This is a genomic window from Planotetraspora phitsanulokensis (assembly GCF_016863295.1).
GTDB classification, from domain to species: domain Bacteria; phylum Actinomycetota; class Actinomycetes; order Streptosporangiales; family Streptosporangiaceae; genus Planotetraspora; species Planotetraspora phitsanulokensis.
This window is the reverse complement of the sequence record NZ_BOOP01000001.1, coordinates 263,235-289,209: the sequence shown is the minus strand read 5'-3', so window position 1 is coordinate 289,209 and position 25,975 is coordinate 263,235. Positions and strand designations below refer to the sequence as shown.

The window sequence follows — 25,975 nt, the reverse complement described above, 5'->3', positions numbered from 1 at the left end:
CTTCACCATTCCAGGGCGAAAGGCGTGCCGCGGCCGCGGAAATGGCCGACGTTCACGCACTCCGTCCGGCCGATCCGCGTCCTGCTGACCAGGGGCTGGTGCACGTGCCCGAAAAGGGCGTACCTGGGCTGGGTGGCCTTGATCGCCTCCAGCGTCGCCTCGCTGCCCCGCTCGAAGCGGCGGGCCACGACGTCGTACAACAACTCCGGGACGGCCGGCGGGATGTGGCAGCACAGGACGTCGACCTGGCCGACCGCCTCCACCTTCCGCGCGTAGTCCTCGTCGTCGATCTCGTACGGCGTGCGGTACCGGGTGCGCAGGCCGCCGCCCACGAAGCCGAAGGTCAGCCCGCCGATCTCGACCTTCGTGCCGTCGAGCACCTGGTGGCCCGCCCGCAGATAGTCCTTCCAGAGAAGCGGCAGGTCGACGTTGCCGTAGGTCAGGTACGCGGGCTCGGGCATGGCGGCGAAGATCTGCTCGTACTGTTTACGCACCGCCGACTCGATGTGCCCGCGCGGGTCGCCGCCGAGCTCGGACCACAGAGCCGTCGACATCGCCCTTGCGTCGTCGAACCGGCCGGCCGTGCGCAGGCCGATGAACTCGGTGGCCTTCTCCGGGCCGAAGAGGTCGGCGAATATGCCCTGGGAGTGATCCTGGTAGTCGACGAAGAGGATCAGGTCGCCCAGGCAGACGAGCGCGTCGGCGCCGTCTCCCGCACGGGCCAGGGCGTCGACCCGGCCGTGGACGTCGCTGACGACATGTACCCGCATGGTCGACATCGTAGTACCGCCCCGATCTGACCAACCAAGCGCTTGATCACAGGTCAGACGTTTGTCCCCACCCGGTCCGAGCGACACTGATAGCGTGCGCTTGACCCGGGATAACGCCTATATGACGGATCTACCGGTCCGTAACTTTGCGCGGTAACGTCCGGGGAGATCTCAGGGATGACGTCCGCGACCGCCGTTCCGGCCTCGCGGAACCGGCGGAGCGTGACAGAGGAGTGACCGTGCGCGAGTTCAGTGTTCCCGTGCTGGTGGATGTGCCCCCGTCTGCCAACTGCACCGACGTGGTGTTCCAGCGCGCGGTGGACGAACCGGACACCGTCGTGATCCGCCGCAAGGACGGCACCGCCGCGGACGCCCCCTGGACCCCCATCACCGCCGCGGGCTTCCGCGCCGACGTCGCCGCCGTCGCCAAGGGGCTGATCGCCGCCGGCGTCGAGGCCGGCGACCGGGTGGGCCTGATGTCCCGGACCCGCTATGAGTGGACCGTCACCGACTACGCCATCTGGGCGGCCGGCGCCGTGGGCGTGCCGATCTACGAGACCTCCTCCCCCGACCAGGTGAAGTGGATCCTGTCCGACAGCGGCGCCAAGGCCGTCGTCGTCGAACTGGCGTCCCACGAGGAGGCGGTGCGGGAGGCCCTGCCGGACTTCCCCCTGATCTGGCGGATCGACGACGGCGGGCTCGACGAGCTGAAGACCCTCGGGTCCGGCGTATCCGACGACACCCTCGCCGAACGCCGCGCGAGCAGGGGCGGCCGCGACCTCGCCACGATCATTTACACGTCCGGCACCACGGGCATGCCGAAGGGCTGCCGGCTCACCCACGACAACCTGCTCTTCACGGCGCGCAACGTCTCGCGCGGTCCGCTCGAGTCGATGTTCGACGTGGACGCCCGGGCGGCGCTGCTGTTCCTGCCCCTCGCCCACAGCTTCGCCCGGATCATCGAGGTGGTGCTGATCGAGACGGGCACGGTCCTCGCGCACACCCCCAACATGAAGAACGTCGCCCCCGACCTGCAGGGGTTCAAGCCCACGTTCCTGCTGGGCGTGCCGCGCGTGTTCGAGAAGGTCTACAACGCCGCCGAGCAGAAGGCGGTGTCCGAGGGCAAGGGCAAGATCTTCCACGCCGCCGTCCGCACCGCGATCGACTGGAGCCGCGCGGAGAGCTCGGGCGGCGCGGGGCTCGGCGTCCGGCTCAAGCACGCGCTGTTCGACAAGCTCGTGTACGGCAAGCTGCGCGCGGCGACCGGCGGCGCCCTGAACACGGCGGTCTCCGGCGGTTCGGCCCTCGGCGAGCGGCTCGGCCACTTCTTCCGCGGCGTCGGCATCGAGGTGCTCGAGGGGTGGGGCCTCACCGAGACGAGCGCGCCCTCGACGGTCAACATCCCGGGCGCCAACAAGATCGGGACGGTCGGCAAGCCGTTCCCCGGCGTGAGCATCAAGATCGCGGACGACCGCGAGATCCTGGTCAAGGGGCGCCACGTCTTCGACGGCTACTGGAACAACGAGCGCGCCACCAAGGAGGCCGTCGACGCCGAGGGCTGGTTCCACACGGGCGACGTGGGCGAGCTCGACGAGGACGGCTATCTGAAGATCACCGGCCGCAAGAAGGAGATCCTCGTGACCGCGGGCGGCAAGAACGTGGCGCCCGCCCCGCTCGAGGACGCCATCCGCGCGCACCGGCTGATCAGCCAGGTCATGGTGGTCGGCGACGACCGGCCGTTCATCGCCGCGCTCGTCACGCTCGATCCCGAGGCGATGGAGCAGTGGAAGCAGGCCAACGGCAGGACCGGGTACTCGACGGACGACCCCGCCCTGCTGGCCGAGGTGCAGGGCGCCGTCGACGTGGCCAACCGCATGGTCTCCAAGCCCGAGCAGATCAAGAAGTTCGTCATCCTGGAGAACGACCTGACTGAGGAGACCGGCCACCTCACGCCGTCCCTGAAGGTCAAGCGCGCGCTCGTGATGCGCGACTTCGCCAAGCAGATCGACGAGCTCTACGGCTGACCCCCTCCGTCCACGAGGGCGTCACCGGCTCCGTTACCGGCTACGTCATCGGCGATCCGCGGCGGGCTTCGTCCCCGTCGCGGTCGCCGTCGCCGTCGCGGTCGCCGTCTCGGCCGACGTCTCGGCCGACGTCTCGGTCGAGGTCTCGGTCGGGGTGAGGATGGCGGCGAAACGGGCGGCGACCCGGTCCCAGCCCCACTCCTCCTCGACCCAGGCCCGGCCCCGCTCCCCCATCGCGCGGGCCCGGTCCGGGTCGGCCAGCAGCCCGGTCAGCGCCTCGGCGATCTCCGCCTCCGAGGTCCCGTCGACGACCAGGCCGGTCTCGCCGTGCCGTACGGCGTCGGGGGCGCCGCCCGACGCGCCGGCGACCACGGGAAGCCCGGTGGCCGACGCCTCCAGGTAGACGATGCCGAGGCCTTCGATGTCCAGCCCGGCCAGGCGGGTGCGGCACGGCATGGCGAACACGTCGCCCGCGTCATAGTGGGCCGGGAGCCGCGCCCACGGAACCGACCCGGTGAACACGACCGATCCCTTCGCGACACGGGCCGCCGACCGTTCGAGCGCCTTGCGGGACGGGCCGCCGCCGACGAGCAGCAGCACGGCGTCGGGGACCGCGCGCAGCACCCGCGGCCAGGCCCTGATCAGCATGTCCTGGCCCTTGCGCGGCACCAGCCGGGAGACGCACACGACCACCGGCCGGTCCCCCAGGCCCAGCGACTTGCGGACGCCGGCGCCGCCGCCGCCCGGGTGGAAGGCCGTCGTGTCCACTCCGGGCGCCAGCCTCACCAGCGTGGACTCCGGGATCACCGTCGCGAGCCTGCGCCGCGTGTAGTCGCCGAGATAGGTCACCACGTCGGCGCCCCGGCCGATGCGGCGGAGCACGTCCCGGGCGACGGGAAGCCGGGCCCACGACGCCTCGTGCCCGTGGGTGAGCATCACGACCCGGCCCACGCCGGCCGCGCGCAGGCCGGGCGCGAGCACGCCCAAGGGGGCGGCGGCGCCGAAGACCACGGTGTCGCAGCCGCCGGCCAGTTCGGCCGCCCTGCGCGCGACGCCGCGTGTGGGAAGCATGAGGGTCCCGGGGTGCCTGACCACCTCGTACGGCTGCCCCCGGTCGAAGGAGTCCGATCCCCTCCAACGGGGCGCGTAGACGACCACGGAGTCCGCCGGCCGCCGCGAGGCGAGCCCATGGACGAACGCCTGGATCCCCCCGGCCCGCGGGGGGAAGTCATTGGTGACGATCAGCGTCCTCCCCATCACCACCCCCTCTTCCCCGTGATCATGCGCACATTCGGGATTACCACCTCTGACCGGCCCCTTCATCTCGCGTGATCATGCACACCTTCGGCAACTCCCCCGCCCATCAGGGCGAACCCCTCACGTGATCGCGCCGTGTCCGGACCGGTCGTGCCGCGATCGCGCGCTCACGAGGCGGCCGCAGGACCGAGCTGGCGCACCACATAACCCCGCCACGCCTCGGTCAGGGCGGGAAGCGTCATGCCCAGCGTGTCCTCGAGCGCGGCCGTTACACCGGACCGCAGGGCGGCACGATACAAGTTCACGAGCGCGTGCTCACCGAACCGCTCGGCGATGTACCGGCACGCCAGCCACGCCTCCTCGTACGCCTGCGCGAGCCGTGCCGATCCGGCCTGGAACCGCGCGCGCCCGGGCAGCTCACGCGGCGGCGACCCGGCGCGCACCTCCTCGGCGAGCTCGGCCGCGACGGCGCGCACGCTCAGCGGGGCGTCCAGGTACCCGACGTAGTCGGCGAACCCCTCAACCAGCCACGCAGGCATGTCTCCCGTGAGCGCGGCACCGGTGGCGACGTGGGTCAGCTCATGGGTGAGCACCACCTGCCGACCGGTCTCGCTGAGCCGCCCGAAGCCGGACGGGTCGACGATGACGCGCCCCACTCCCGCGAAGGCCGCAAATCCCTCGACGTGCGCGGGCGCCGCCAGCTCCGCGGCCTGCGCCTCAGTGCCGGGCACCAGCACGACCGCGTCGACCGGCCCCCAGACCCGTGCCACCGTACGGCCGGCCCGGTCGGCGACAGCGGCGATCTCCGCGACCTGCCGCGTGGAGCGGCCGATGACGATGGTCCGCTCGCCCCTGGCCACGGCCGCCTGCGTCCACATGCCGGGATGCTCCCGCGCGATCGCACGCGCCGCCGGCAGCAGGGTGTCGGGCGGAGCGGCGGAGGACGGCCCGGCGACGGCGAACGCCACCAGGACGGCCGCCAGCACGGGTGCCGCCCTCGGCCGTGCGAGAGCACGCATGCCGAGCATGGTATTGCCCGAGCCTCAGAACCCCGGCGGGTACGGAACACCGGCCCGGCCCGTTACCCTTGATCCGCAAGGTGCGGCGAGCCACGTACGGCGTGGTCTCGTGCCGGGACCTCCGGCCGGCACGACGTCACCGCGACAGGTGACGTCAGGTCTCTCTCACCAGAGAGTTCTTCGCCATGCCAGAAACCGGCACCATCGTCCGCGCCTGCCTCCGATGGTGGATCTTCACCGTCATCCTGGTCGCCGACGTCCTCGATCTCCTGAGCACGACGGTCACCAACATCGCCGCGCCCTCCATCCTGCGCGACCTGCACGCTCCCCCGACTCTGGCGCCCTGGCTGGGGTCGGCGTACGCCCTGACGCTCGGCTCCGTCTTGGTGATCGGAGGCAGGATCGGCGACAGGTACGGCCACCGCCGGTCGTTCCTCGCCGGCGGCGCGGGGTTCGCCGCCGCCGCGCTGCTTTGCGCGCTCGCCGGGAACCCGGCGTTCCTCGTCGCCGCCCGGCTGACGCAGGGCGTGTTCGGCGCCCTGCTGATCCCGCAGGGCTTCAGCATCCTGCTCCGCGTCTTCCCCCGCGCCGAAGTCGGCCGGGCCTTCGGCCTCTTCGGCCCGCTCATGGCCGTGTGCTCGATCAGCGGCCCGGTCGTGGGCGGGCTGTTGATCCAGGCGGACCCGTTCGGGCTGGGCTGGCGGGGCGTCTTCGCCGCCAACGCCGGGCTCGGCCTCGCGGTGGCCCTCGCCGGCGGCCGGGTCCTGCCGCGGGACCCGGGACGGCGAGCTGTGGTGATCGATCCGCTTGCGTCGGTCCTGCTGACGCTCGGCGTCCTCGGCGTGCTCGGCGGCCTCGTCCGGAGCGCGGACCACGGCTGGGACGGGCCGTCGCTTCTCGCGGTGGGCCCGGGTCTCGCGGGGCTGGCCATGTTCACCCGTCGCCAGCTCCGCAGCGCCACCCCGCTGCTGGCCCGGGCGCTGTTCCGCGACCGGGGCTTCGTCGTCGGCGTCCTGCTGGGCGCGCTGTTCTCCTCGGTCGTCTCGGGGCTGCTCTACGTCACCTCGCTGTATCTGCAGGACGGCCGGGGGCTCGTGCCGTTCCGGACCGCGGAGACGATGGCACCCCTGTCCGTCGGCATCATCGTCGCCTCGTTCTCGGCACGAGGCCTCATCGCACGGCACGGGCGCCGGCTGGTGGCGGCGGGCCTGGCCCTGACGGGCGCGGGAGTGCTCTGTTACCTGGCCGTCCTCGGTGCCGACGGCCGGTCGATCTGGCCGCTGACCGCGCCGCTGTTCCTGTGTGGACTGGGAATGGGCTGCTGCTTCGGCTCCGTCTTCGCCGTCGCGCTGGGCGACGTCGGCGTGGAGGAATCCGGCAGCGCCGGCGGAACACTCAACGCGGCCCAGCAACTCTCCAACTCCGTCGGCGCGGCGGGCATCTCGGCGGTCTTCCTGACCGTCGGCGCCGCACACGGCGTGCGTGCCGCCATGTTCACCGTCCTGCTCGCCGTACTCGGCGTGACCGTGCTCTGCGCGTTGTGCCTGCCGTGGCTGCCTCGCACCGCGGCGGCGGACCGGCACTGAGACCGGCGCTGAGACCGTGACGATCTAGACGAGGCGGCGGCGGACGCGCCATCCTGTGGGGGGTGCTGTTACGCCAGTTGGAATATCTGGTCGCCCTGGCGAGGGAACGACACTTCGCCCGTGCCGCCGCCGCCTGTCACGTCTCACAGCCGTCGTTGTCGGCCGCCATCCGCAAGCTCGAGCGCGAGCTCGGCGTGCCTCTCGTACGGCGGGGCCGGCGTTTCGCCGGGCTGACCCCCGAGGGCGACCGCGTGTTGTTGTGGGCTCACCGCATCCTGGCCGAGTGCGACGGGCTGCGGGACGACCTGTCGGTGATGCGCGAGAGCCTGTCGGGCACGTTGCGCGTGGGCGCGATACCGACCGCGCTGACGGCCGTATCGCTGCTGACGACGCCGTTCTGCGAGCGTCACCCGCACGCCAGGGTCTCGTTGTCGTCGTTGTCGTCCCGCGAGATCAACCGCCAACTCGCGGAGTTCGAGCTCGACGTGGCGATGACGTACCTCGACGACGAGGAGCTCGGCAACGTGCGCGCGACCCCGCTGTACGAGGAGCGCTACCTGCTGCTCACCCCTGACGACGGCGAGCTGGCCGGCCGGGACGTCGTCCGCTGGGCGGAGGTCGCCGCGCTGCCGTTGTGCCTGCTGGCTCCCGAGATGCGCAACCGGCGCATCCTGGACGGCATCTTCCGCGCCGCCGGCGCCGTCGTGGTGCCCGCCATCGAGACCGACACCGTCTCGGCCCTGTACGCCCATGTGGCCACGCACCGGTGGTCGAGCGTCATCGCGCATGCCTGGCTGCACATGTTCGGCGTGCCGGAAGGCACGCGGATCGTCCGGATGGAACGGCCCGCGCAGGTGCCACGGGTCGGCCTGGTCGTCGCGGATCGGAGCCCCGAACCGGTGCTCGCCACCGCGCTGCTGGAAATCACCCGCGGGCTGGACCTGCGCGACACCCTGGACCGGCTGCTGCGCGACGCCCTCGCGCCGCTGCCGACGGCCGTGCCACCGCGGGCGCGGACGGAGAACCCATAGAGCGGGCACGGGCGGAGAAACTCACAGAGCGAGCGCAGGCGGAGAACTCACAGAGCGAGCGCGGGCGGAGAGCTCATAGAAGCGCCCTATCTCGCGATAGGAACTTTCGCTTTGACGTGCGAATACGTCCGCGCGGAGTGTGGAGGGCACCTGCCCCCGGCCTCGACGAGGAGCCGACATCATGGCGAAAGTGCTCTGCGTTCTGTACGACGACCCGACCGGCGGATACCCGGCCACGTATGCCAGGGACGACCTGCCGGTCGTCGACGGCTACCCCGGCGGCCAGACCCTGCCGACTCCCAAGGCCGTCGACTTCACCCCCGGCCACCTGCTCGGGAGCGTCTCGGGCGAGCTCGGCCTGCGGCGCTTCCTCGAGGAGCGCGGCCACACCCTGGTCGTCACCTCCGACAAGGAAGGCGCGGACTCGGTCTTCGACCGCGAACTGCCCGACGCGGACGTGGTGATCTCCCAGCCGTTCTGGCCGGCCTATCTCACGGCCGAGCGCATCGCGAGGGCGCCGAAGCTGAAGCTCGCCGTCACCGCCGGAATCGGCTCCGACCACGTGGACCTCGACGCGGCCATCGCGCACGGCGTCACCGTCGCCGAGGTGACGTACTGCAACAGCATCAGCGTCGCCGAGCACGTCGTCATGATGATCCTGTCGCAGGTGCGCAACTACCTGCCCTCCTACCAGGTGGTGCTCGACGGAGGGTGGAACATCGCCGACTGCGTGAGCCGCTCCTACGACGTCGAGGGCATGCACATCGGCACGGTCGCCGCCGGGCGGATCGGCCTGGCCGTGCTGCGCAGGCTGAAGCCGTTCGACGTGCACCTGCACTACACCGACCGGCACAGGCTGCCCCGTGAGATCGAGGAGGAGCTCGGCCTCACCTGGCACGAGAGCACCCAGGACATGGTCCCGTTCTGCGACGTGGTGACGGTCAACGCCCCGCTGCATCCCGAGACCGAGGGGTTGTTCGACGACAAGCTCATCTCCACCATGAAGCGCGGCGCGTACCTGATCAACACGGCCCGGGCGAAGATCGCCGACCGCGACTCCGTCGTCCGGGCGCTGGAGAGCGGGCAACTGGCCGGGTACGCGGGCGACGTCTGGTACCCCCAGCCGGCTCCGGCCGACCACCCCTGGCGGACCATGCCCCACCACGGCATGACCCCGCACATCTCGGGGTCGTCGCTGTCCGCCCAGGCGCGTTACGCGGCCGGTACCCGGGAGATCCTCGAGGCCTGGTTCGACGGGACGCCGATCCGCGACGAGTACCTCATCGTCCAGGGCGGGGGTCTCGCCGGCGCCGGGGCCCATTCCTACTCCACCCGCGCCTGACCGTGGATCCGCCCCGGTGGAGACGTGGTGCCTCCACCGGGGCGGCGTCCCTCATTCAGGTCAAACAGGCTCACGGTTTCCTGTAGATGGAGATTGCCGACGCGAGGGTAGAGATCCGCCCGTGATGGTCGAACTCCACCGACGCGGCCTCCTGCCGGACCGGTGATCCCATGACGCTCACGGGGACACAGGCGGTCGGGGCGCACCTGAGCCGGATCGAGGCGCGGGAGAAGGTCACCGGGACGGCCCGCTACGCGTTCGAGCACGCACCCGGCCGCGACATCGCCTACGCCGCGCCGGTGCAGGCGGCCGTCGCCCGGGGCGAGGTCGTCAGCGTGGACACCGGCGCCACGCTCACCCTGCCGGGCGTCATCGCGGTGATCTGGTACGGCAACGCGCCCCGCCTGGGCCCTTCGGACGACGGCGAACTCGCCCTTTTCCAGTCGAACTGGGTGGCGTACCGAGGTCAGATCGTGGCGGCGGTGGTCGCGGAGACGATCGAGACGGCCCGCGAGGCGGCCGGTCAGGTGCGGATCGAATACCGGCAGGAGCGGCACGACGTGGTGCTGCGGGCCGACGACCCCACGATGTACAAGCCGCCGAAGGTGGCCCCCAACTACCCGACCGACACCGAACGCGGCGACCCCGACACGGCGCTGCGGGAGGCCGCCGTCAGCGTCGACCTGACCTACACCACTCCCGCGCAGCACAACAACCCGATGGAGCCGCACTCGACGGTGGCCGTCTGGGAGGACGGCGGCCTCACGCTGTACGACTCCAACCAGGGTTCGTCGGCGGTCCGCGACGTCCTGGCCAGGCTGTTCGAGCTCCCTCCCGACCGGGTGCGTGTGATCGCCCCGCATGTCGGCGGCGGCTTCGGGTCCAAGCTGGCGCCCCATCCGCCGGTGGTCCTCGCCGCCATCGCCGCGAAGGTGACCGGCCGGGCGGTGAAGGTGGCGACGACGCGGCAGCAGATGTTCTCCCTGGTCGGCTACCGTACGCCGATCATCCAGCGGGTCCGCCTGGGCGCCGGCCGGGACGGCGGGCTGACGGCCATCATTCACGACGCCTTCGAGCAGACCTCGACCGTCAAGGAGTTCGCCGAGCAGACGACGACCCCGACCCGCGTCATGTACGCCTCGCCCAACCGGCGGACGACCCACCGGCTGACCGCCCTCGACGTGCCGACTCCGACCTTCATGCGTGCGCCGGGCGAGTGCCCGGGGATGTTCGCCCTCGAGTCGGCGATGGACGAGCTGGCCATCGCCTGCGGGATGGACCCGATCGAGCTGCGCGTCCGCAACGAACCCGCGCTGCACCCCGAGACCGGCCTGCCGTTCAGCTCCCGCGGTCTCGTCGCATGCCTGCGCGAGGGAGCGGCCAGGTTCGGGTGGGCGGACCGCGACCCCACGCCGGGAGTGCGCAGGGACGGTCGCCGGCTGGTCGGGACCGGCGTGGCCTCCTCGACGTACCCCGTCATCCGCCGCCCGTCGCAGGCCACGGCCCGGGTGGAGGCCGACGGCCGGTTCACGGTGGGCGTCGCCGCCGCCGACATCGGCACGGGAGCGCGGACGGTGCTGACCCAGATCGCCGCCGACGCCCTGCGGGTCTCCCCGGATCACGTTCGCGTCGAGGTCGGCGACAGCCGCCTGCCCACCGCGCCCATCGCCGGCGGGTCCATGGGCACCGCCTCATGGGGGACGGCTGTCGTGCGGGCCTGTGAGGCGCTGCTGGCGGAGATGGACCGCAGCGGCGTCCGGCCGCTCGAAGTCCGCGTCGACACGGCCGACGAGATCGCGTCGCAGTCACGGCTGTCCCGTCACGCCTTCGGCGCGCAGTTCGCCGAGGTCGGGGTCGACATGGACACCGGCGAGGTACGGGTGTCCCGCATGCTCGGCGTCTTCGCCGTCGGCCGGGTGATCAACCCGAAGACGGCGAGGTCGCAGTTCATCGGCGGCATGACGATGGGAATCGGCATGGCGTTGATGGAGGAGAGCGTGATGGACGTGGAGTTCGGCGACTACCTCAACCACGACTTCGCCCAGTACCACATCGCCGCGTGCGCCGACGTGCCCGACATCGAGGCCCACTGGATCGATGAGGAGGACCCGGAGATCAATCCGATGGGCTCCAAGGGCATCGGCGAGATCGGCATCGTCGGCACGGCCGCGGCCGTCGCCAACGCGGTCCATCACGCCACCGGCATCCGGGTGCGGGACCTTCCCATCCGCCTCGACCGTCTGGTGCGGTGAGACCGACGAGCCGGGGTTTGCCTCCGCTTGCAGGGCCGAGGAGGTAGTCCTGATGGGGCGCCGTCAAGACGTCCTGGGAATCCCTCCCCAGGATCGGCCGTCCCTGACGTCGCGTCGGACGATCACTCACCCCGTTCGTCACCCGGCCACAGCCACAGTGAAGGCTGTAGCTCGCGACACCGCTCCGCGTACTCGGGGTGCCAGAGGAATCGGCCATCGGCGTCGGGCCACAGGACCTGCAGGATCGGGAACGGTGGGCGCCGATAGAACGCGATCGCTCGTCCGAAGTACTCGCGGTACCACCTCATGTCGACCTGCTTGAGGACGACGGGATAACGCTCGATGAGGTCGCGCCGCTCCTGCTCCGCCGCGACGAACTCACCCGCCGCGATCCCGTCACCGAGGCGGTTCAACAACTCGTGCATGAGATGAACGTCCAGACCGAACATGGCCAGCTCAGGCGACCGGTAGGTATGCCACAGACCGACCGTGTAGGAGAATCCCGGTCCGACGTCGTCCTCCGGGATCATCCACACGCTCCAGCCGCGAGTCTGGACGTGCTCCACGGCCCGCCGATCACCCATGTCCCACTCGTCACGGTCCCCGTAGTCGTGGCAGAGGATGCACCGACAACCCAGGCCTTCTGTAGACATGGGACGTAGCGTACGGACTCCGCGGTCAACGATGCGGCCGACCTTGACCCCGGCCAGATCTCAGCCCACGATCCGATCTCGTCGTCAAGCCGCCGCCGGATGGGCGATGTCAGGTCCGCCTCGATCACGCTGAGCCATACCGGGCGGAGACCCGGGCGCGGGCCATGCCGCACGGTCTGCGGCAGGAGCCGCCCCCGGCGAGCGCCGAGCTCGACCTGGTACGGCATGATGCCGCCCCGCTGCCGAAACAGTCACGACCCGCGCCCGGGTGGGCTAGCTGCCCATGATGTTGCCGTCGGTGTGCATGACCGGGCCGCCGTTGCCGGCCGCCGCAGCGGCCACGGGGGCTGCCGCGAGGCCGAGTACGGCGACGGTCACGGCCGTCGCCGCCCCGGCGAGGAGCCGGGCCTTGAAGCCACGAGAGTTCATCGGATACCGCCTTTCTCCGTGATCATGTCCGAGTGTTACATGTGGGGTGACGCGGATCACAAGGTTCCGGCGAACATCGCGTGACGAGGAGAAGGGCGACCGTCAGCCGGCGGCGTCGAGAACCTCGCGCAGCTTGCGCGCGAAGGCTTCAGGCTGCCCGGCGTAGCCGAACTCGCCACCGATGAAGCCGCCGTGGTGGCTCGGGAAGACCGTCGGCTGCTGACCGAACAGCGTGGCCGCCGCCACCGCGGTGCGTCCGGTGAAGGTGTCCAGGGACTCCTCGCCCACTGCGATCACGATCCGCGTCGGCGCGGCGGCAAGCGCGTCGACGTCGGGCCGGTAGCTGCTGACCGCCCATGAGCGGTCGGAGAGCAGCGGGTCCTCACGGGAGCCGTCATCCTCGGTCGGCATCCCGAAAGCGGCGGGATCCGGCACGGGCTGGGCGAAGTAGTCGTCGGTGAACTCGCCCCGCCACGACGTCATCGTGATGAAGGCCGCCATGCCGGCACCCCACCCCTTGTCTTCGTACGCATCCCGGACCTCGGCACGGGCGCGCTCGGCGGCCTGGGCGTCGGGGAGCACCGGAATGAGCGGCGGCTCGTGCGCCACCAGGATGGTCACGTCATCGGGGTACGCCGCGACGAGGGCGAGCGCGGTCACCGCACCGCCGCTGCTCGCGAACATCTCGACCGGTCCCGCGCCGAGCGCCTCGATGACGGCGTGCACGTCGGCGGCCTGGATCGTGGGCGCATGGTCGAACCGGTCGTCCTTGCGGGTGCTGCGGCCGAGGCCGCGCGGGTCGTAGGTGACCACCGTGCGGTCGGGGAAGAGCGACGCCAACGTGCCGAAGCCGCTGGCGTCCATGGGCTGCCCGATCATGACCAGCGGTGGGCGTCCGTCGGCGGTCGGCAGCGGGCCGTGGACGTCGTAGGCGAGGTCGACATCGGGAGTCTTGAGCATCTGCGTAGTCATAGCGGTGTAGACCCCTTCCGTATCAAGAACTCATCGGAAACCTACGCCTTAGCCCCGACAATCTGACGGTCGAAACTCGGTCCCGAGGGTGAGCGCGTACCGAAGGGCGATCGCAGCGCTGGGTGCAGTGGATTTCCAGCCATCCGAGAGCCGCTGCGGGCGGCCAATGGCGTCCGTCCGACTGAGGCACACCAGGTGCCGAACCTGCTCCAGTCCGCGGGCCCTGCTCGCACCCGCCTCACCGGTTCGAACAGCCAGCGCCCCGGATTCTCCGGTTGGCGCGTCACCTGACATTCCCAGCAGTCGTTTCGTCGGACTACTGGGAGACCGGGTCGCAAGGCTCGAACACCGCTGAGATCGAGAAGGGAGACCTCGCCCTGCCGAAGACGCGCAGCGATCAATGATGCCCTGGCCGGCTTTCCCAACCGAAGTTCTTGAAGCAAACAACTACACAGGAGGGCTTATGTTCGCCGTTTATGCGACGATCACCATCTTCGCCTCGCTGCTGTACGGCAGCGCCGCCGTCGTCTACCTGATCGGCCACGAATTTCCGAAGGCTCAGCTGGACATGAAGCGCTTGCCACGGTCGTGGGCGCCGGTATTGGGCATGTTGCTGGCGGCGGGCTCTTTGGGGCTGTTGGGCGGGTTCGCCCTGCCAATGCTGGGGACATTGGCCGCCGCCGGCCTCGTGCTGTATTTCATCGGCGCGCTCCTTGCGCACTTGCGAGTGGAGTCCCACAACCTCGCGAACTGGGCCGGATTCTTCGCCACTGCGGTGGCCGCACTAGCCGCGGACCTGGTCTACCACTGGTCGTGATCGTGGAGACAGGCTCACTCGCCTGGCCTCCGCAGCATGACGATCGACGCGTCGCCTCCTATTCCCAGCGATTGTGCCGTCCGACTACTGAGACACGATTCACCACGCAGGAAAGCTCAGCGACCTCCGGCAGGTACGCGGACAGCCGTCAACCGACGCGTGATCGTCCCCGCGGCCGGCCCTTTCAGACGGAGGACTGACTCCACCTGGTCGCAGGGCCTCAAACCCTCGCTGAGATCGAGAAGGGAAACCTCGCCATGTCCACGCCCGGGCACCACACTCTCAACAAGGTCGTCGTCATCGGTGGCGGTTACGCCGGAACGCTCGCGGCCAACCATCTGCGGATGCGCGCCGACGTCGACATCACTTTGGTCAATCCACGCCCGGAGTTCGTCGAACGAGTCCGGCTGCACCAGTTCGTGGCCGGCACCGGCGAGGCCCTGATTGACTACGGCACGCTGCTCGGCGAGGGCGTCCGGCTGGTCGTCGACAACGCCACGCGCATCGACACCGCCGCCCGCACGGTGGAGCTGGCGTCGGGCCGCGCGCTGGACTATGACTACGTCATCTACGCGGTCGGCAGCACCGCGGCGATTCCGTCCTCGGTGCCCGGCGCGGCCGAATTCGCGTTCGACATCGCTGAATTCGAATCCGCGCAGCGGCTGCGCGCCAGGCTGGAGGAGTTGCCCCCCGATGCTCCGGTCACCGTGGTCGGCGGCGGGTTGACCGGCATCGAGACGGCCGCCGAGCTCGCCGAGCAAGGACGCACGGTCACGCTGGTGTGCGGCCGGACCCTGGCGCCGTCATTCAGCGCACCGGGGCGCCGATCCGTGGCCACGTGGCTGTCCCGGCACGGTGTCGCGGTGCTGGAGGCGGACGTGGTGAGCGAGGTCCGGCCGGACGCGGTCGTCTTCGCCGACGGTGCGGTACATGCGAGCGCACTGACCATCTGGGCGGCCGGTTTCGGCGTACCGGACTTGGCGGCCGCGAGCGGGCTGCAGACCGACGCGCTCGGCCGGCTGCTCACCGACGAGACGCTGACCAGCGTCGACGACGACCGCATTGTCGCGGCCGGGGACGCCGCCGCCCCGTCGGGCCAGCCGCTGCGGATGAGCTGCTACGCCGCCGGCCCGCTCGGGGCGCAGGCCGCCAACACCGTGCTGAGCCGCATCGCGGGGACCGAACCGGCGTTGATCACCCTGGCCTTCTCGGGGGCGTGTGTCAGCCTCGGCCGGCGCGTCGCTGTACGACAGGTCGCCCGCAAGGACGATACCGCGGTGAACGTCTACGTCGGCGGCCGCATGGGCGCGGTGATCAAGGAGGTGGTCTGCAAGTTCGCGGTGTCGAGGATCCGCCGCGAGGCCCAGAAGCCGGGTTCCGTCATCTGGATGAAGGGAGGCACGCGTCCCGGGCAGCCGAGCTCCGCAGCGCGGGTGATCTCGTCCCCGTGACGAACGGTGTCGGGCGGTGACGGCAGGCTGGAGACGCGTCTGGGGTCGGAGACCCGCAGGACCTCGTCTATCTAGGGTTGCTGCTTGAGGCGGAGTGCTTCTTTGCGGGCCTCGGCCTGGATGGACCGCTCGCGCTCAAGCCACGCCGGGTTCTCCGTCTTCAGCGCATCGATCTCAGCAGTGGTGAGCGGTCCGGTGATCCCGCTTCTGATCAGGCCGGAAATGGAGACCCTGAGCTTCGCGGCGATGACCTGCTTGGGGTGCGGGCCGTTGCGACGCAGGTCAGCGAGCCAGGCGGGCGGCGTCGACTGCAACTCGTTCAGCTCGTCCCTGGAGACGACACCCTCCTGGAACTCGGCGGGAGTTGCCGAGAGGAGGACACCCAGCTTCTTGGCCGCGGTCGCAGGCTTCATCGTCTGGATGCTCTTTGGTTTGGACGAGGTCATGGCGCCAAGAGTAGTCAGTCGGAACGGGTTCCCCTGACATCGCTACCCTGAGGAAGTGACTGACGGAGAGACCGGCAGGGTGTTTCGGCTGGCGTACGTGCCCGGGGTGACACCCGCGAAATGGGTCAACATCTGGACCGAGAGAATGCCCGGCGTGCCGGTTAGCCTCGTCACGGTTCCCGCCGCCGAGGTGGTGGGACTCCTGCGGAATGGCGGCGCCGACGCCGGACTCGTCAGGCTGCCGGTCGACCGGGACGGGCTCAGCGTGATTCCTCTTTACGTGGAGACCACAGTGGTCGTGGTGCCTAAGGACCATGCGGCGGCCGCCGCCGATGAAGTGGCCATCGCCGACCTCATCGACGACGAGGTGTTCCATCCTCTGGACGACCCCATCGAGTGGACGGTCCGGCCCGGGCTGCCCGCGTTCACCCGCCCGGCGACAACGGCGGACGCGGTCGAACTGGTAGCGGCCGGCGCTGGGATTCTCCTGGTTCCGCAGTCGCTGGCACGCCTCCACCACCGCAGGGATCTCACTTACCGGCCGGTGCCGGACGCGCCGCAGTCTCAGGTCGCGCTGACCTGGCCCACGGACGCGACCACTGACCTGGTGGAAGATTTCATCGGCATCGTCCGCGGCCGGACAGTGAACAGCTCGCGGGGCCGTACCCCCGCCTCCCCTGCGGAGAAACCTGCACAGCGGCAGGCACAAAAACCCCCGCAGAGCGGCTCCGGTCGCCGGGCCGCGCCAGCCGGCCGTAAGAGAAAGGGCCACCGGCCTCGGTGACCTGCGGCCCCGAACTCCGGCTCGGACCCGCCTCGCGGCAGACCGCTGAACGAGTCGGCTACGAGCGCGAAGAGCTACTGCGAAGCGGTCCAGCGAGCGCTTGAGCGCGGTGACAGCCTCTCAGACATCCGTCACGAGGCACCGTGGAACCGGTCGCCCTTCTCAGTGGAGATGTCCAGAAGTCGCGGACATCTCCACTGAGAAAGGTCATCCGAGCTGAGAACCTACAGGTCTACAGACCCGGCCGAACCGCTCCCACGAACGTCCGCTTGCGGTAGGAGTTCAGCTTGTCGATCCGGACCCGCGAACCGGAGTGCGGCGAGTGGATCATCTTGCCGTGCCCGACGTACATGCCGACGTGGCCGCCGCCGCTGGTGAAGATCAGGTCACCGATCTTGAAGTGACCCCACCTCACCTTCTTCTTGACGGCCTTCTTCTGGGAGTAGGTCGTCCGCGGCAGTTTCACGCCGGCCTTACGCCAGGCGTACTTGACCAGACCCGAGCAGTCGAACGCGTGAGGTCCGGTGGCTCCCCAGCGGTACGGGTCGCCGATGTGCTTCTTCGCGGTCGAGATGGCCCGCCTGGCCTTGGCCTGCTGCAGGGCGGCCTTGCTCAGCTTCTTCTTCTTGACGGCCTTCGTGGCGGTCCTGGTGGCGGCGGTGGTCGTCGCCACCGTCGCTGTGGCCACCTTGGCGGCCGTCACCGTCTGGGCCGACGCCGGTGGTGCGGAGAAGGCTCCGACGGAGGCTGTCAGCGCCACGCCCCCAAGGGAGACGAGGGCACGACGGGACAGACTTACGGGAGTGCTGGACAGGATCTCTCCTACGGTCTTCCACTTGCGCCTACCGGGTTAGCTGACGGATTCGGGCGGGGAAGTCGCCCTACGGCGCACTTGGCGCCGATTCACCCCGGACCTTCACGGAAGGTCGAATGGGTCCCCGGCTCCGTGCCTCCTGACTGCACGGACTCGGCAGGTCACCGCCGCCTGCGGGCCTCACAGGGCCCAGGCGTGATCGAGTCGATGGCGACGGCGACGCATGGATGGTGGTTCCGGAATCGGCTCGCCGACCCCTGCGACGCGCATGGCGTGCTCGTCGCGACGCCAGAAGCTATCCATCGATCGCGCGTTTCGGCAAAACCAGCACATGAAAATGTAGATCGTCTTTTGCTGATCACGAAAACAAAACTGCTGGATATCTAATGGATATCTACGCTAAATGTGACTCTGCTCACACTTAATAAAACAAATGCTGAACGACGTCACATCAGTAACATCCGTCACACCAGTTCGTGATCTTCGTGGGGCACGGGGATGCGATCAGGCCGGCCCGACGAGGGCCTCGATCGGGGACGGCGGCGTACCGAATCCCCCCCGAGGGGCTGGGCTACAGCAAGCGCGGACCAGGTCAGCCATACGGAAGCGGCATGCATAACCGAACGGCATACATACCGATACGGCATGCCTGGCCGTACAGAGAGCTCGAACGGCCTGCGCGCCGAGGTCCGAGGACACGAATCAGGCGCGCGAGGCACAGACGATGCCGTAACAGCACGACGCATGCCGCACAGGAGCCGCTACGGCGGCGGTGCACGGGACACGAGCAGTGCACGCAGCGGTGCATGCGCAGCACGACAGAAAGCCTGGATCCTCCGAGGACGTCCTCAGCGCGATCCCGTGATCGCGATCGGCGGGTACGGCCCTCCACCCGGCAGCCGGGAGACGAGCTCACGCGTGATCACGAAGAGGAGACGCCTTGGCCCAGACCATCACACCCGAATACGTGCATGATCACGATCGGTGGAAGCGCAGCTCACCGGCCGCGCCTCCGAACCTGTGCATGATCACGCTCGGGATGCGAGGAGGTCAGGGGCGGACCGCGCCGGCGATGCTGCCGTAGCCGGACAGGCTGACGACCTTCACGACATCACCCGTCTGGGGCGCGTGCACGACCTTGCCGTCGCCCGCGTAGATGCCGACGTGCCCGATGCCCGGGTGGAAGAGCAGGTCGCCGGGCTCGAGCTTGCTGAGCGACACCCGGCGGCTCGCCCCCCACGACCACTGCTCGTAGGTGGTGCGCGGCAGGCTCACCCCGGCGGCGGCCCAGGCCGCCTGAGTGAGGCCCGAGCAGTCCCACGAACCCGGGCCGGTGCCGCCGTACCGGTACGGCTTGCCGACCTGCTTGTACGCGAACTGGAGGGCGGTCAGCGCGTTGCCCGACGCCGGGCCGGTGTAGGTGATGCCGGCGCTGTTGGTGTTGCCCGCGTTGTACGCGCCGAGCTTGGTGAGCAGCGACTTCTGCTCCTTGACGAGCTTCTCCGCCTCCGACTTCTTCTTCCCCAGGTCGGACTTGGTCTTGGCGGCGTCGTCGTAGGCCGTCTTCTGCTGGTCCCGCTTGTCCTTGAGCCCCTTGATCGCGGCCTCGTACTCGGCGAGCTGCTGGGCCCGCCCCTGCGAGAGCTGGTCGAGCGCGGCCATGCCGCTGAGCGCCGACTCCGGGTCGGAGCTGTAGAAGACGCCTCCCATCAGCGCCACGTCGCCGGTCTGGTAGCTGTTCACGGCGATGGACACGACGGACTGCCTGAGCGCGTCGACCTGGTGGTACTGCTTCTGGTAGTCGTCGTTGACGCTGTCGTATTTCTTCTTGGCCTTCTTGTACTTCTCGTTGGCGGCGTTGTAGTCGTCAACGATCTTGTCGGCCTTGGAGTTGAGCTTCTTCAGCTTGGCCTGAGCCTCGGCGATCGTGGGTTTCGGATCCGCCTGCGCACTCGTGATCGGCAGCAGCAGAACCGCGGCGGCCAAGCCAGTGGCCACCGGTACACGCCCTCGCATCGAGGCTCCCTCGGGATCGACCCTAACCAGCGGGCGCGACTTTACTGGGGCGATCTTGGAGCTTCAACCTATTCCCAGCTATTCACGGCAATCGTCACAGATTGCGACATACACCGTTCGAAGGGTGATCAGCGGCACGGTCCAATGCGCCGGCCCGTCTCCGACGGCCCCCGGATCAGGCCCGGCCGAGGCGGCGCAACAGGAGGGTCGACGGCACGGGCCGGGCCCCCATCCGTCGCACGGATTCGGCCACCTCGCGGTCGGACGAGACGACCGCGACCGCCCTCCCGGAGGGCTCGGCGCGCACCAGGCGCCGGATGAGATCGTCGGCGATCTCCCCGGGCGCACTGAACATCACCCGGACACCCCGGGGTGCGGAGACGTGGACGGGGCCGTTCAGCTCGGCGCCGTCGAAGACGCACGTCACCTCGACCCGCGCCTGCACGGCGAGGCCGCCGAGCCCGGTGAGGATCCGGGCCCGCTGGTCGGCCAGGGTGAGCGACGGGTATCCCGTCTTGGTCACGTTGTAGCCGTCGATGATCAGATGCAGGTTGGGAATCGCCAGCAACTGGTCGAGCAGCTGGGGGTCGTCGCTGGCCAGCGCCCTGGCGGGCACCGCGCTCACCCCCGGCTCGCCCGGCTTGACCCCGCTGACGTAGTCGGCCGGCCGGGTGATCGAGGTGGGCAGGGCGAGCTCCTTGCGCAAGCCGGCGGCCGCGTCCTGGAGGGCGTCCATGAGCACGCGGATGCGGGTGTCCTCGACGCTGCGGCCCTCGCGCGCCGCGCGGCGGCCCTCCTCGAGCTGGCTCTCCGCCTCCGCGAGACGCTCCTTCAGCCTCCGCAGCTCGGTCTCCGCCGCGCCGCTCGCGCTGGCGGCCCTGCTCGTCGCCTCGGCCGCCTCCGCCTGCAGCCCGGCCGACCTGGCCTCGGCGGCCCTGACCCGCTCACGGGAGTCGTGCAGCTTGCGCCGCAGCTCCGCGTTCTCCGCCCGCGCCGACCTGAGCTGCTCGCGGACCCGCTCGATCTCCTCCTTGGCCGCCGCCCGGTGGGCCGCGAGCTGCTCACGCAGCCGCACCTCCGCCTGCTCGCGCTGGGACCCGGCGGCCGCCGCGTGCTCGATGTCGGCCCGCGCCATCTCGACCAGGTCCGGCCATCCCGGCGGGCGCGTCAGATAGGCCGCGGCCGCGACCATCACCGGCTCCGCCGCCGGGGGCGCCGTGCCCTCCGAGAGGGCGGCCACCAGCTCGGGCCAGGCCTCCTGCAGGGTCTCGGCGACCAGCTCGCGGAACTCCTTGTCGTTCTCCAGCTGTGCGGCGATCGGGGCGCTGCCGAGCCGGGCGCGCTTGCGGGGGTCGAACTTGGCGATCCCGCGCAACGGCCCCGGCACCGTGGTCGCGGACATGGAACCGAGCACCTGGGCCGCGAGCTCCACCACCTGTAACCGGACCTGCTCGGGCAACGGACGAGACAGGCCCTCTCCGGCTGAACTCATCCTGTCGCTCCTTGTACTTGTCCTTTCGTCAAGGGTACGGCTGGCAGACCCCTGTCCGAGTCGCCGATCAGAGCCGGCCGCCCCTGACCGCCGGCGCCGCGCCCTCCGCCCTTCCCGAAACACTCGATCTCCACCCGAAGTCTGGAAGGTGGCCATATCCGATCAACGGGTCGGCGTACCCGCACTGAGCGGGGTGATCGCGCCGATTGTCGGTCGGACTCCCTAAGGTCATGGCCGTGGACGCGGTACAGGGCACCCTGGACGAGCTCGGCACTCCCCTGCGAGAGGTCACCTTCGTGGTCTTCGACCTGGAGACCACCGGCGGGTCGGCCGCCGAGCACGCGATCACCGAGATCGGCGCGGTCAAGGTCCGCGGCGGCGAGGTGCTGGGCGAGTTCGCGACCCTCGTCGACCCCGGCGGCCCGATCCCCCCGTTCATCTCCGTGCTGACCGGCATCACCGACGCCATGGTCATGGCGGCTCCGCCGTTCTCACAGGTCCTGCCGAGCTTTCTGGAGTTCATCAAGGGGGCGACGCTGGTCGCCCACAACGCGCCCTTCGACATGTCGTTCATCCGCGCCGCCTGCGCGGCCGGCGGATACCCGCCGCCCGCGAACCCGATCGTCGACACCGCCGACCTCGCGCGGCGGGTGCTGACCCGCGACGAGACGCCCAACTGCAAGCTGGGCACGCTGGCCCGGCTGTTCCGCAGCACCACCGAGCCGTGCCACCGGGCGCTCGCCGACGCCAAGGCCACCGTGGACGTCCTGCACGGGCTCATCGCCCGGGTCGGCTCGCTCGGCGTCCACACGCTGGAGGAGCTGCGGAGCTTCGCCCGGACGCCCACGCCCGAGCAACAGCGCAAGCGCCACCTCGCCGAGGGGGTTCCCAGCGCCCCGGGCGTCTACATCTTCGAGGACTCGCGGGGCGAGGCCCTCTACATCGGCAAGAGCTCCAATCTGCGCAACCGCGTCCGCAGTTACTTCACCGCCAGCGAGACGCGCTCCCGGATCCGCGAGATGGTCGGCATCGCCGAGCGGGTCAGAACCATCATTTGCGCCACCGGGCTCGAGGCCGAGATCCGCGAGCTCAGGATGATCGGATCCACCAAGCCCCGCTACAACAAGAGATCCCGGTTCCCCGAGCGCGCGGTGTGGCTCAAGCTCACCAACGAGCCGTTCCCCCGGCTCAGCGTCGTCCGGGAGGTCAAGGACGACGGCGCCACCTACCTCGGGCCGTTCGGCAGCAGCCGCGCCGCCGACGACGCCAGGACGGCCATGCACGAGGCGCTGCCGCTGCGCCAGTGCACCGAGCGGCTCTCGCCTCGGACCCTGCGAAACGCCTGCACGCTCGCCGAGCTGGGCCGGTGCGGAGCCCCATGTGAGGGCCGCGAGAGCGAGGACGCCTACGCGCGGCACGTCCGCGGCGCCAAGCGGGCCATGGAGCACGACGCCGAGGCGGTCTTCTCCGCGCTGGAGGCCCGCATGCGCCGGCTGTCCGCCGAGCAGCGGTATGAGGAGGCCGCGATCGACCGCGACCGGCTCGCCTCCTACGTGAGGACGGCGGCCCGCATGCAGCGGCTGAGATCGCTCACGGCCATCTCCCAGATGGTGGCGGCGAGCCCGGCCTTCGACGGCGGCTGGGACATCCACGTGATCCGGTACGGCAGGCTCGCCGCCGCCGGGGTGATGCCGCGGGGCGCCCATCCCACGCCCTATGTGGACGCGCTGGTGGCCACGGCGGAGACGGTCGTCCCCGGACCGGGGCCCACCCCGGCGGCCAGCGCCGAGGAGACCGAGTGCGTCCTGCGCTGGCTCGACTCCCCCGGGGTCCGGCTGGTCCAGGTCGACGGCACCTGGAGCGTCCCCGCGTACGGCGCCGGCCGGTTGCGGGACCGCATCGAGCGCGCCTACCAGGGATTGCATCCGCGCCAGCCGCGTGAGGGCAGGCCGCTGCGATGACGCTAGGGTCGGGACCACAGCCGTACTCGCCACAAAGCAGGAGAGACCCCAATGGTCACCGCGATCGTGCACATCAAGGCCGATGTCCACCGGATCCCCGAGGTCGCCCAGACCATCGCCGAGATCGAGGGCGTCAGCGAGGTCTATTCGATCACCGGCGAGTTCGACCTGCTGGCCATGGTCCGGGTCGAGCGGTACGAGGAGATCGCCGAAGTGATCCCCGGCCGGGTCAACAAGGTGCCCGGCGTGAGCCACACCGAGACGCACATCGCCTTCCGGACGTACTCACGTCACGACCTCGAGGCCGCCTTCTCCATCGGCCTGGGCGAATCCGACTGACCCCCGAAAACCCTCCCGCGTCGAACGTAGCCAGGAGGGCGACCGCCACCACAGGTCGGTGGCCCCGCCACAGCTCGGTGGCCCGCCCGGCGCTGAGCGACGTCACCACGTGCGAAACGCGCCGACGGCCCTCCCTCGCGGCACCCACACCGGATACCCGAGATGCGCGCCACCCGGTCGGCGGCGTGCACCTCGGACGGTCTAGGGGGTCAGGGACCGGCTGACCTCGACCCACCGGTCGAGCGTCGACGCGGCCCTGCCGGAGTCGACCGCGTCGGCGGCGCGTTCGAAGGCCGCGCCGATGACCGTGACCAGGTCGCCGTCCGGCCGCTCGAGCGCGACCAGCGCGGCGGCGGCGTTCAGGAGCACCGCGTCACGCACGGGCCCGGTCTTGCCGTTCACCAGGTCGCGCACGGCCGCCGCGTTGAACTCCACGTCACCGCCGCGCAGATCTCCCGGCTGCGAGCGCGGGATGCCGATCTCCGCGGGGTCGAACAGGGTCTGGGTGGCGGTGCCGTCCCGGACGACGTAGACGGTGGACGGCGCGGCGGTGGACAACTCGTCGAGACCGTCCTCCCCCCGGAACACCAGGGCGGAGACCCCGCGCTCGGCGAACACGCCGGCGATCACCGGCAGCATCCGGGCGTCGTAGACGCCGATCGCCTGGGCGTCGGGCCTGGCCGGATTGGTCAGCGGGCCGAGGAAGTTGAAGACCGTCGGGACGCCGATCTCCTTGCGCGCCGGGCCGACGAACCGCAGGGCGGGGTGGTAGACGGGCGCGAAGCAGAAGGCGATGCCCGCCTCGACGGCCACCCTGGCCGTGATCTCCGGGGGCAGGTTGAGCGTGACGCCCAGGTGCTCGAGGACGTCCGCCGCGCCGCAGAGGGACGAGGCCGCCCGGTTTCCGTGCTTGACGACCCGCGCTCCCGCCGCGGCCGCGACCACGGCGGCCATGGTCGAGACGTTGACCGTGTGGGCCCGGTCGCCGCCGGTGCCGACGACGTCCACGACCGGCCCCTCCACGGTGAGCGGGGTCGCGCGGTCGAGCATGGCGCGGGCGAGCCCGGTCACCTCGGCCACCGTCTCGCCCTTCGCCCGCAAGGCCACCACGAAGGCGGCGATCTGGGCGGACGTCGCCCTGCCGGACATGATCTCGCCCATGGCCCACGACGTCTCGTCGGACGTCAGGTGTTCGCCGGAGATCAGTGCGTTCAGCAGCGAGGGCCATGTGGTGCGCGTGTCCATGGTGGGCTCCGCGGTCTCAGATGTCAGACGGAATGGTTTGTCGAGTTCGTGCCGGAGATGCTGAGGCGGCTGCGCATGAGGCCTGCGACCGCCTCCGCGAGGACCACCGGGTCGATCGGGTGGGCGACCACGGCGTCGGCCCGGGACCAGTTCGCGAGCCAGCGGTCGTCGCGGCGCGCGATGAGCAGCAGGATCGGCGGGCAGTTGTGGACCTCGTCCTTGGCCTGCCTGCTGACGCCCATCCCCCCGGCGGGGACGGCCTCGCCGTCGAGGATCGCGACGCCGATGTCCCCGGCGTCCAGCAGTTTGATCACCGCCGGCTGCGTCGCGCACTCGACGATCTCGACCAGTGGCACGTCCGCGGCGGGACGCCGCCCGATGGCCAGCCGCACCTTCTCCCGGGTGCCGGCGTCGTCGCTGTAGACGAGAACCCTCATGTCACGCTCACTGTCGAATCGCGGGGTATGGTCATCGTGATGCTACCGGCGTGGCCGCCAGGCGCGTAGTCGCGGGGTTATTGCTGTGCAATGCCCGTTTTAGACGCCGGATGGGGCCCTAACGGGGGGTCGTGCGGCGACCCGGCCTCCAGAACCGCAATAATGGCGCCCGTGGCGACAGCATCCGCAACTACTACGACGACGAGACCACACGCGTACAACCGGCCGAACCTGGTTCAGGTCGGGACGATCGTGTGGCTGTCCTCTGAGCTCATGTTCTTCGCGGCGCTGTTCGCGATGTACTTCACCATCCGGTCGGTCAGCCTCGGGGAGAACAGTCCCTGGCCTGAGGCGCACCTCAACATCCCCTTCGCGACGTTCAACACGACCGTCCTGGTCCTGTCGAGTGTCACCTGCCAGCTTGGCGTGTGGGCAGTGGAGCGGGGTGACGTCAAGAAGCTGCGTATGTGGTACCTCATCAGCTTCCTGATGGGCGCCTTCTTCGTGGGCGGTCAGCTCTGGGAGTACGCGAACCTCGCGCACGAGGGTCACGTCCTTTCGCACTCGCCGTACGACTCGGTGTTCTACCTGACCACGGGTTTCCACGGCATGCACGTGACGGGTGGCCTGATCGCGTTCCTGTTCCTGCTGGGACGCACGTACGCCGCGAAGCGCCTGACCACTGAGCAGAAGACCGCCGCGATCGTCGTGTCCTACTACTGGCACTTCGTGGACGTGGTCTGGATCGGCCTTTTCGCGACCATCTACATCATCAAATGATCGGAACGGGAAATTCGGTGAACTCCATCACCGCCCGACGGCGCCATCCTCTCGCACG

At 70.0% G+C, this 25,975-nt stretch carries 24 protein-coding genes and 1 riboswitch; of the genes, 12 read left to right on the top strand and 12 right to left on the bottom strand.

What is annotated here, in order from left to right:
* Window positions 1–2: 2 nt before the first annotated feature.
* Window positions 3–770, bottom strand: coding sequence for a metallophosphoesterase family protein (locus tag Pph01_RS01360; RefSeq protein ID WP_204071024.1), 768 nt, complete (start codon window positions 768–770; stop codon window positions 3–5).
* 239 nt (window positions 771–1,009) lie between these two features.
* Between Pph01_RS01360 and Pph01_RS01355 the strand changes: the two genes are divergently transcribed.
* Window positions 1,010–2,794 carry an AMP-dependent synthetase/ligase gene (locus Pph01_RS01355; protein WP_204071023.1) on the top strand — a complete coding sequence of 595 codons (1,785 nt, stop codon included), beginning with the start codon at window positions 1,010–1,012 and terminating at the stop codon, window positions 2,792–2,794.
* A 45-nt stretch (window positions 2,795–2,839) separates the two neighbouring features.
* On the opposite strand, the gene Pph01_RS01350 is transcribed toward Pph01_RS01355, so the two are convergent.
* Together Pph01_RS01350 and Pph01_RS01345 are read right to left on the bottom strand one after the other, a co-directional pair.
* A complete protein-coding gene (locus tag Pph01_RS01350; RefSeq protein ID WP_204071022.1) occupies window positions 2,840–4,051 on the bottom strand; it encodes a glycosyltransferase family 4 protein in 1,212 nt (403 codons plus the stop codon).
* 167 nt (window positions 4,052–4,218) lie between these two features.
* Window positions 4,219–5,070: a gluzincin family metallopeptidase gene (locus Pph01_RS01345; protein WP_204071021.1), complete on the bottom strand. Its 852-nt coding sequence runs from the start codon at window positions 5,068–5,070 to the stop codon at window positions 4,219–4,221.
* A gap of 185 nt (window positions 5,071–5,255) precedes the next feature.
* On the opposite strand from Pph01_RS01345, the gene Pph01_RS01340 reads away from it, so the two are divergent.
* The 4 genes from Pph01_RS01340 (at window position 5,256) to Pph01_RS01325 (ending at window position 11,281) form a co-directional block, all read left to right on the top strand.
* On the top strand, window positions 5,256–6,656 hold the full coding sequence (locus Pph01_RS01340) for an MFS transporter (protein ID WP_204071020.1): 1,401 nt from the start codon (window positions 5,256–5,258) through the stop codon (window positions 6,654–6,656).
* A 62-nt stretch (window positions 6,657–6,718) separates the two neighbouring features.
* A complete protein-coding gene (locus tag Pph01_RS01335) occupies window positions 6,719–7,687 on the top strand; it encodes a LysR family transcriptional regulator (RefSeq protein WP_239116339.1) in 969 nt (322 codons plus the stop codon).
* A gap of 181 nt (window positions 7,688–7,868) precedes the next feature.
* Complete coding sequence (locus Pph01_RS01330; protein ID WP_204071019.1) at window positions 7,869–9,029, top strand: NAD-dependent formate dehydrogenase; 1,161 nt, start codon at window positions 7,869–7,871, stop codon at window positions 9,027–9,029.
* Window positions 9,030–9,199: 170 nt separating this feature from the next.
* The gene (locus tag Pph01_RS01325; RefSeq protein WP_204071018.1) at window positions 9,200–11,281 is read left to right on the top strand and encodes a xanthine dehydrogenase family protein molybdopterin-binding subunit; all 2,082 of its coding nucleotides are present in this window, start codon (window positions 9,200–9,202) and stop codon (window positions 11,279–11,281) included.
* Between the two features lie 122 nt (window positions 11,282–11,403).
* On the opposite strand, the gene Pph01_RS01320 is transcribed toward Pph01_RS01325, so the two are convergent.
* The 3 genes from Pph01_RS01320 to Pph01_RS01310 all read right to left on the bottom strand — a co-directional run bounded on the left by Pph01_RS01320 (window position 11,404) and on the right by Pph01_RS01310 (window position 13,335).
* Window positions 11,404–11,934, bottom strand: coding sequence for a DUF4262 domain-containing protein (locus Pph01_RS01320; protein WP_204071017.1), 531 nt, complete (start codon window positions 11,932–11,934; stop codon window positions 11,404–11,406).
* Between the two features lie 273 nt (window positions 11,935–12,207).
* A complete protein-coding gene (locus tag Pph01_RS01315; protein ID WP_204071016.1) occupies window positions 12,208–12,363 on the bottom strand; it encodes a hypothetical protein in 156 nt (51 codons plus the stop codon).
* Between the two features lie 102 nt (window positions 12,364–12,465).
* The gene (locus Pph01_RS01310; protein WP_204071015.1) at window positions 12,466–13,335 is read right to left on the bottom strand and encodes an alpha/beta fold hydrolase; all 870 of its coding nucleotides are present in this window, start codon (window positions 13,333–13,335) and stop codon (window positions 12,466–12,468) included.
* A 463-nt stretch (window positions 13,336–13,798) separates the two neighbouring features.
* Here Pph01_RS01310 and Pph01_RS01305 point away from each other — a divergent pair, with 463 nt between their 5' ends.
* On the top strand, window positions 13,799–14,152 hold the full coding sequence (locus tag Pph01_RS01305) for a DoxX family protein (RefSeq protein ID WP_204071014.1): 354 nt from the start codon (window positions 13,799–13,801) through the stop codon (window positions 14,150–14,152).
* Between the two features lie 257 nt (window positions 14,153–14,409).
* Window positions 14,410–15,603, top strand: a complete 1,194-nt coding sequence (locus tag Pph01_RS01300) for an NAD(P)/FAD-dependent oxidoreductase (RefSeq protein WP_204071013.1) — start codon at window positions 14,410–14,412, stop codon at window positions 15,601–15,603.
* Between the two features lie 71 nt (window positions 15,604–15,674).
* Here the strand turns inward: Pph01_RS01300 and Pph01_RS01295 are convergent, their stop codons facing one another.
* Window positions 15,675–16,016, bottom strand: coding sequence for a DUF5997 family protein (locus tag Pph01_RS01295; protein WP_239116338.1), 342 nt, complete (start codon window positions 16,014–16,016; stop codon window positions 15,675–15,677).
* A gap of 88 nt (window positions 16,017–16,104) precedes the next feature.
* On the opposite strand from Pph01_RS01295, the gene Pph01_RS01290 reads away from it, so the two are divergent.
* Window positions 16,105–16,833 (top strand): LysR substrate-binding domain-containing protein, encoded by a 729-nt coding sequence (locus Pph01_RS01290; protein WP_239116337.1) that lies wholly within the window; start codon window positions 16,105–16,107, stop codon window positions 16,831–16,833.
* A gap of 232 nt (window positions 16,834–17,065) precedes the next feature.
* On the opposite strand, the gene Pph01_RS01285 is transcribed toward Pph01_RS01290, so the two are convergent.
* Window positions 17,066–17,593 carry a C40 family peptidase gene (locus Pph01_RS01285; protein WP_239116336.1) on the bottom strand — a complete coding sequence of 176 codons (528 nt, stop codon included), beginning with the start codon at window positions 17,591–17,593 and terminating at the stop codon, window positions 17,066–17,068.
* A gap of 64 nt (window positions 17,594–17,657) precedes the next feature.
* A riboswitch (cyclic di-AMP (ydaO/yuaA leader) is annotated at window positions 17,658–17,816 on the bottom strand.
* Window positions 17,817–17,842: 26 nt separating this feature from the next.
* On the opposite strand from Pph01_RS01285, the gene Pph01_RS01280 reads away from it, so the two are divergent.
* The gene (locus tag Pph01_RS01280) at window positions 17,843–18,034 is read left to right on the top strand and encodes a hypothetical protein (protein ID WP_204071011.1); all 192 of its coding nucleotides are present in this window, start codon (window positions 17,843–17,845) and stop codon (window positions 18,032–18,034) included.
* Between the two features lie 663 nt (window positions 18,035–18,697).
* Here the strand turns inward: Pph01_RS01280 and Pph01_RS01275 are convergent.
* On the bottom strand, window positions 18,698–19,663 hold the full coding sequence (locus Pph01_RS01275) for a C40 family peptidase (RefSeq protein WP_204071010.1): 966 nt from the start codon (window positions 19,661–19,663) through the stop codon (window positions 18,698–18,700).
* 175 nt (window positions 19,664–19,838) lie between these two features.
* Window positions 19,839–21,155 carry an NYN domain-containing protein gene (locus Pph01_RS01270; RefSeq protein ID WP_204071009.1) on the bottom strand — a complete coding sequence of 439 codons (1,317 nt, stop codon included), beginning with the start codon at window positions 21,153–21,155 and terminating at the stop codon, window positions 19,839–19,841.
* Between the two features lie 230 nt (window positions 21,156–21,385).
* On the opposite strand from Pph01_RS01270, the gene Pph01_RS01265 reads away from it, so the two are divergent.
* Entirely contained in the window at window positions 21,386–23,116 is a 1,731-nt protein-coding gene (locus Pph01_RS01265; RefSeq protein WP_204071008.1) for a DEDD exonuclease domain-containing protein, read from the top strand.
* 51 nt (window positions 23,117–23,167) lie between these two features.
* Window positions 23,168–23,455: an Lrp/AsnC family transcriptional regulator gene (locus tag Pph01_RS01260; protein ID WP_203880670.1), complete on the top strand. Its 288-nt coding sequence runs from the start codon at window positions 23,168–23,170 to the stop codon at window positions 23,453–23,455.
* 201 nt (window positions 23,456–23,656) lie between these two features.
* On the opposite strand, the gene trpD is transcribed toward Pph01_RS01260, so the two are convergent.
* Both trpD and Pph01_RS01250 read right to left on the bottom strand, forming a co-directional pair.
* Window positions 23,657–24,700: an anthranilate phosphoribosyltransferase gene (gene trpD / locus Pph01_RS01255; RefSeq protein WP_204071007.1), complete on the bottom strand. Its 1,044-nt coding sequence runs from the start codon at window positions 24,698–24,700 to the stop codon at window positions 23,657–23,659.
* Window positions 24,701–24,723: 23 nt separating this feature from the next.
* Window positions 24,724–25,137: a hypothetical protein gene (locus Pph01_RS01250; protein WP_204071006.1), complete on the bottom strand. Its 414-nt coding sequence runs from the start codon at window positions 25,135–25,137 to the stop codon at window positions 24,724–24,726.
* A gap of 162 nt (window positions 25,138–25,299) precedes the next feature.
* On the opposite strand from Pph01_RS01250, the gene ctaE reads away from it, so the two are divergent.
* The gene (gene ctaE, locus Pph01_RS01245; protein ID WP_204071005.1) at window positions 25,300–25,917 is read left to right on the top strand and encodes an aa3-type cytochrome oxidase subunit III; all 618 of its coding nucleotides are present in this window, start codon (window positions 25,300–25,302) and stop codon (window positions 25,915–25,917) included.
* The last annotated feature ends 58 nt before the right edge of the window (window positions 25,918–25,975 follow it).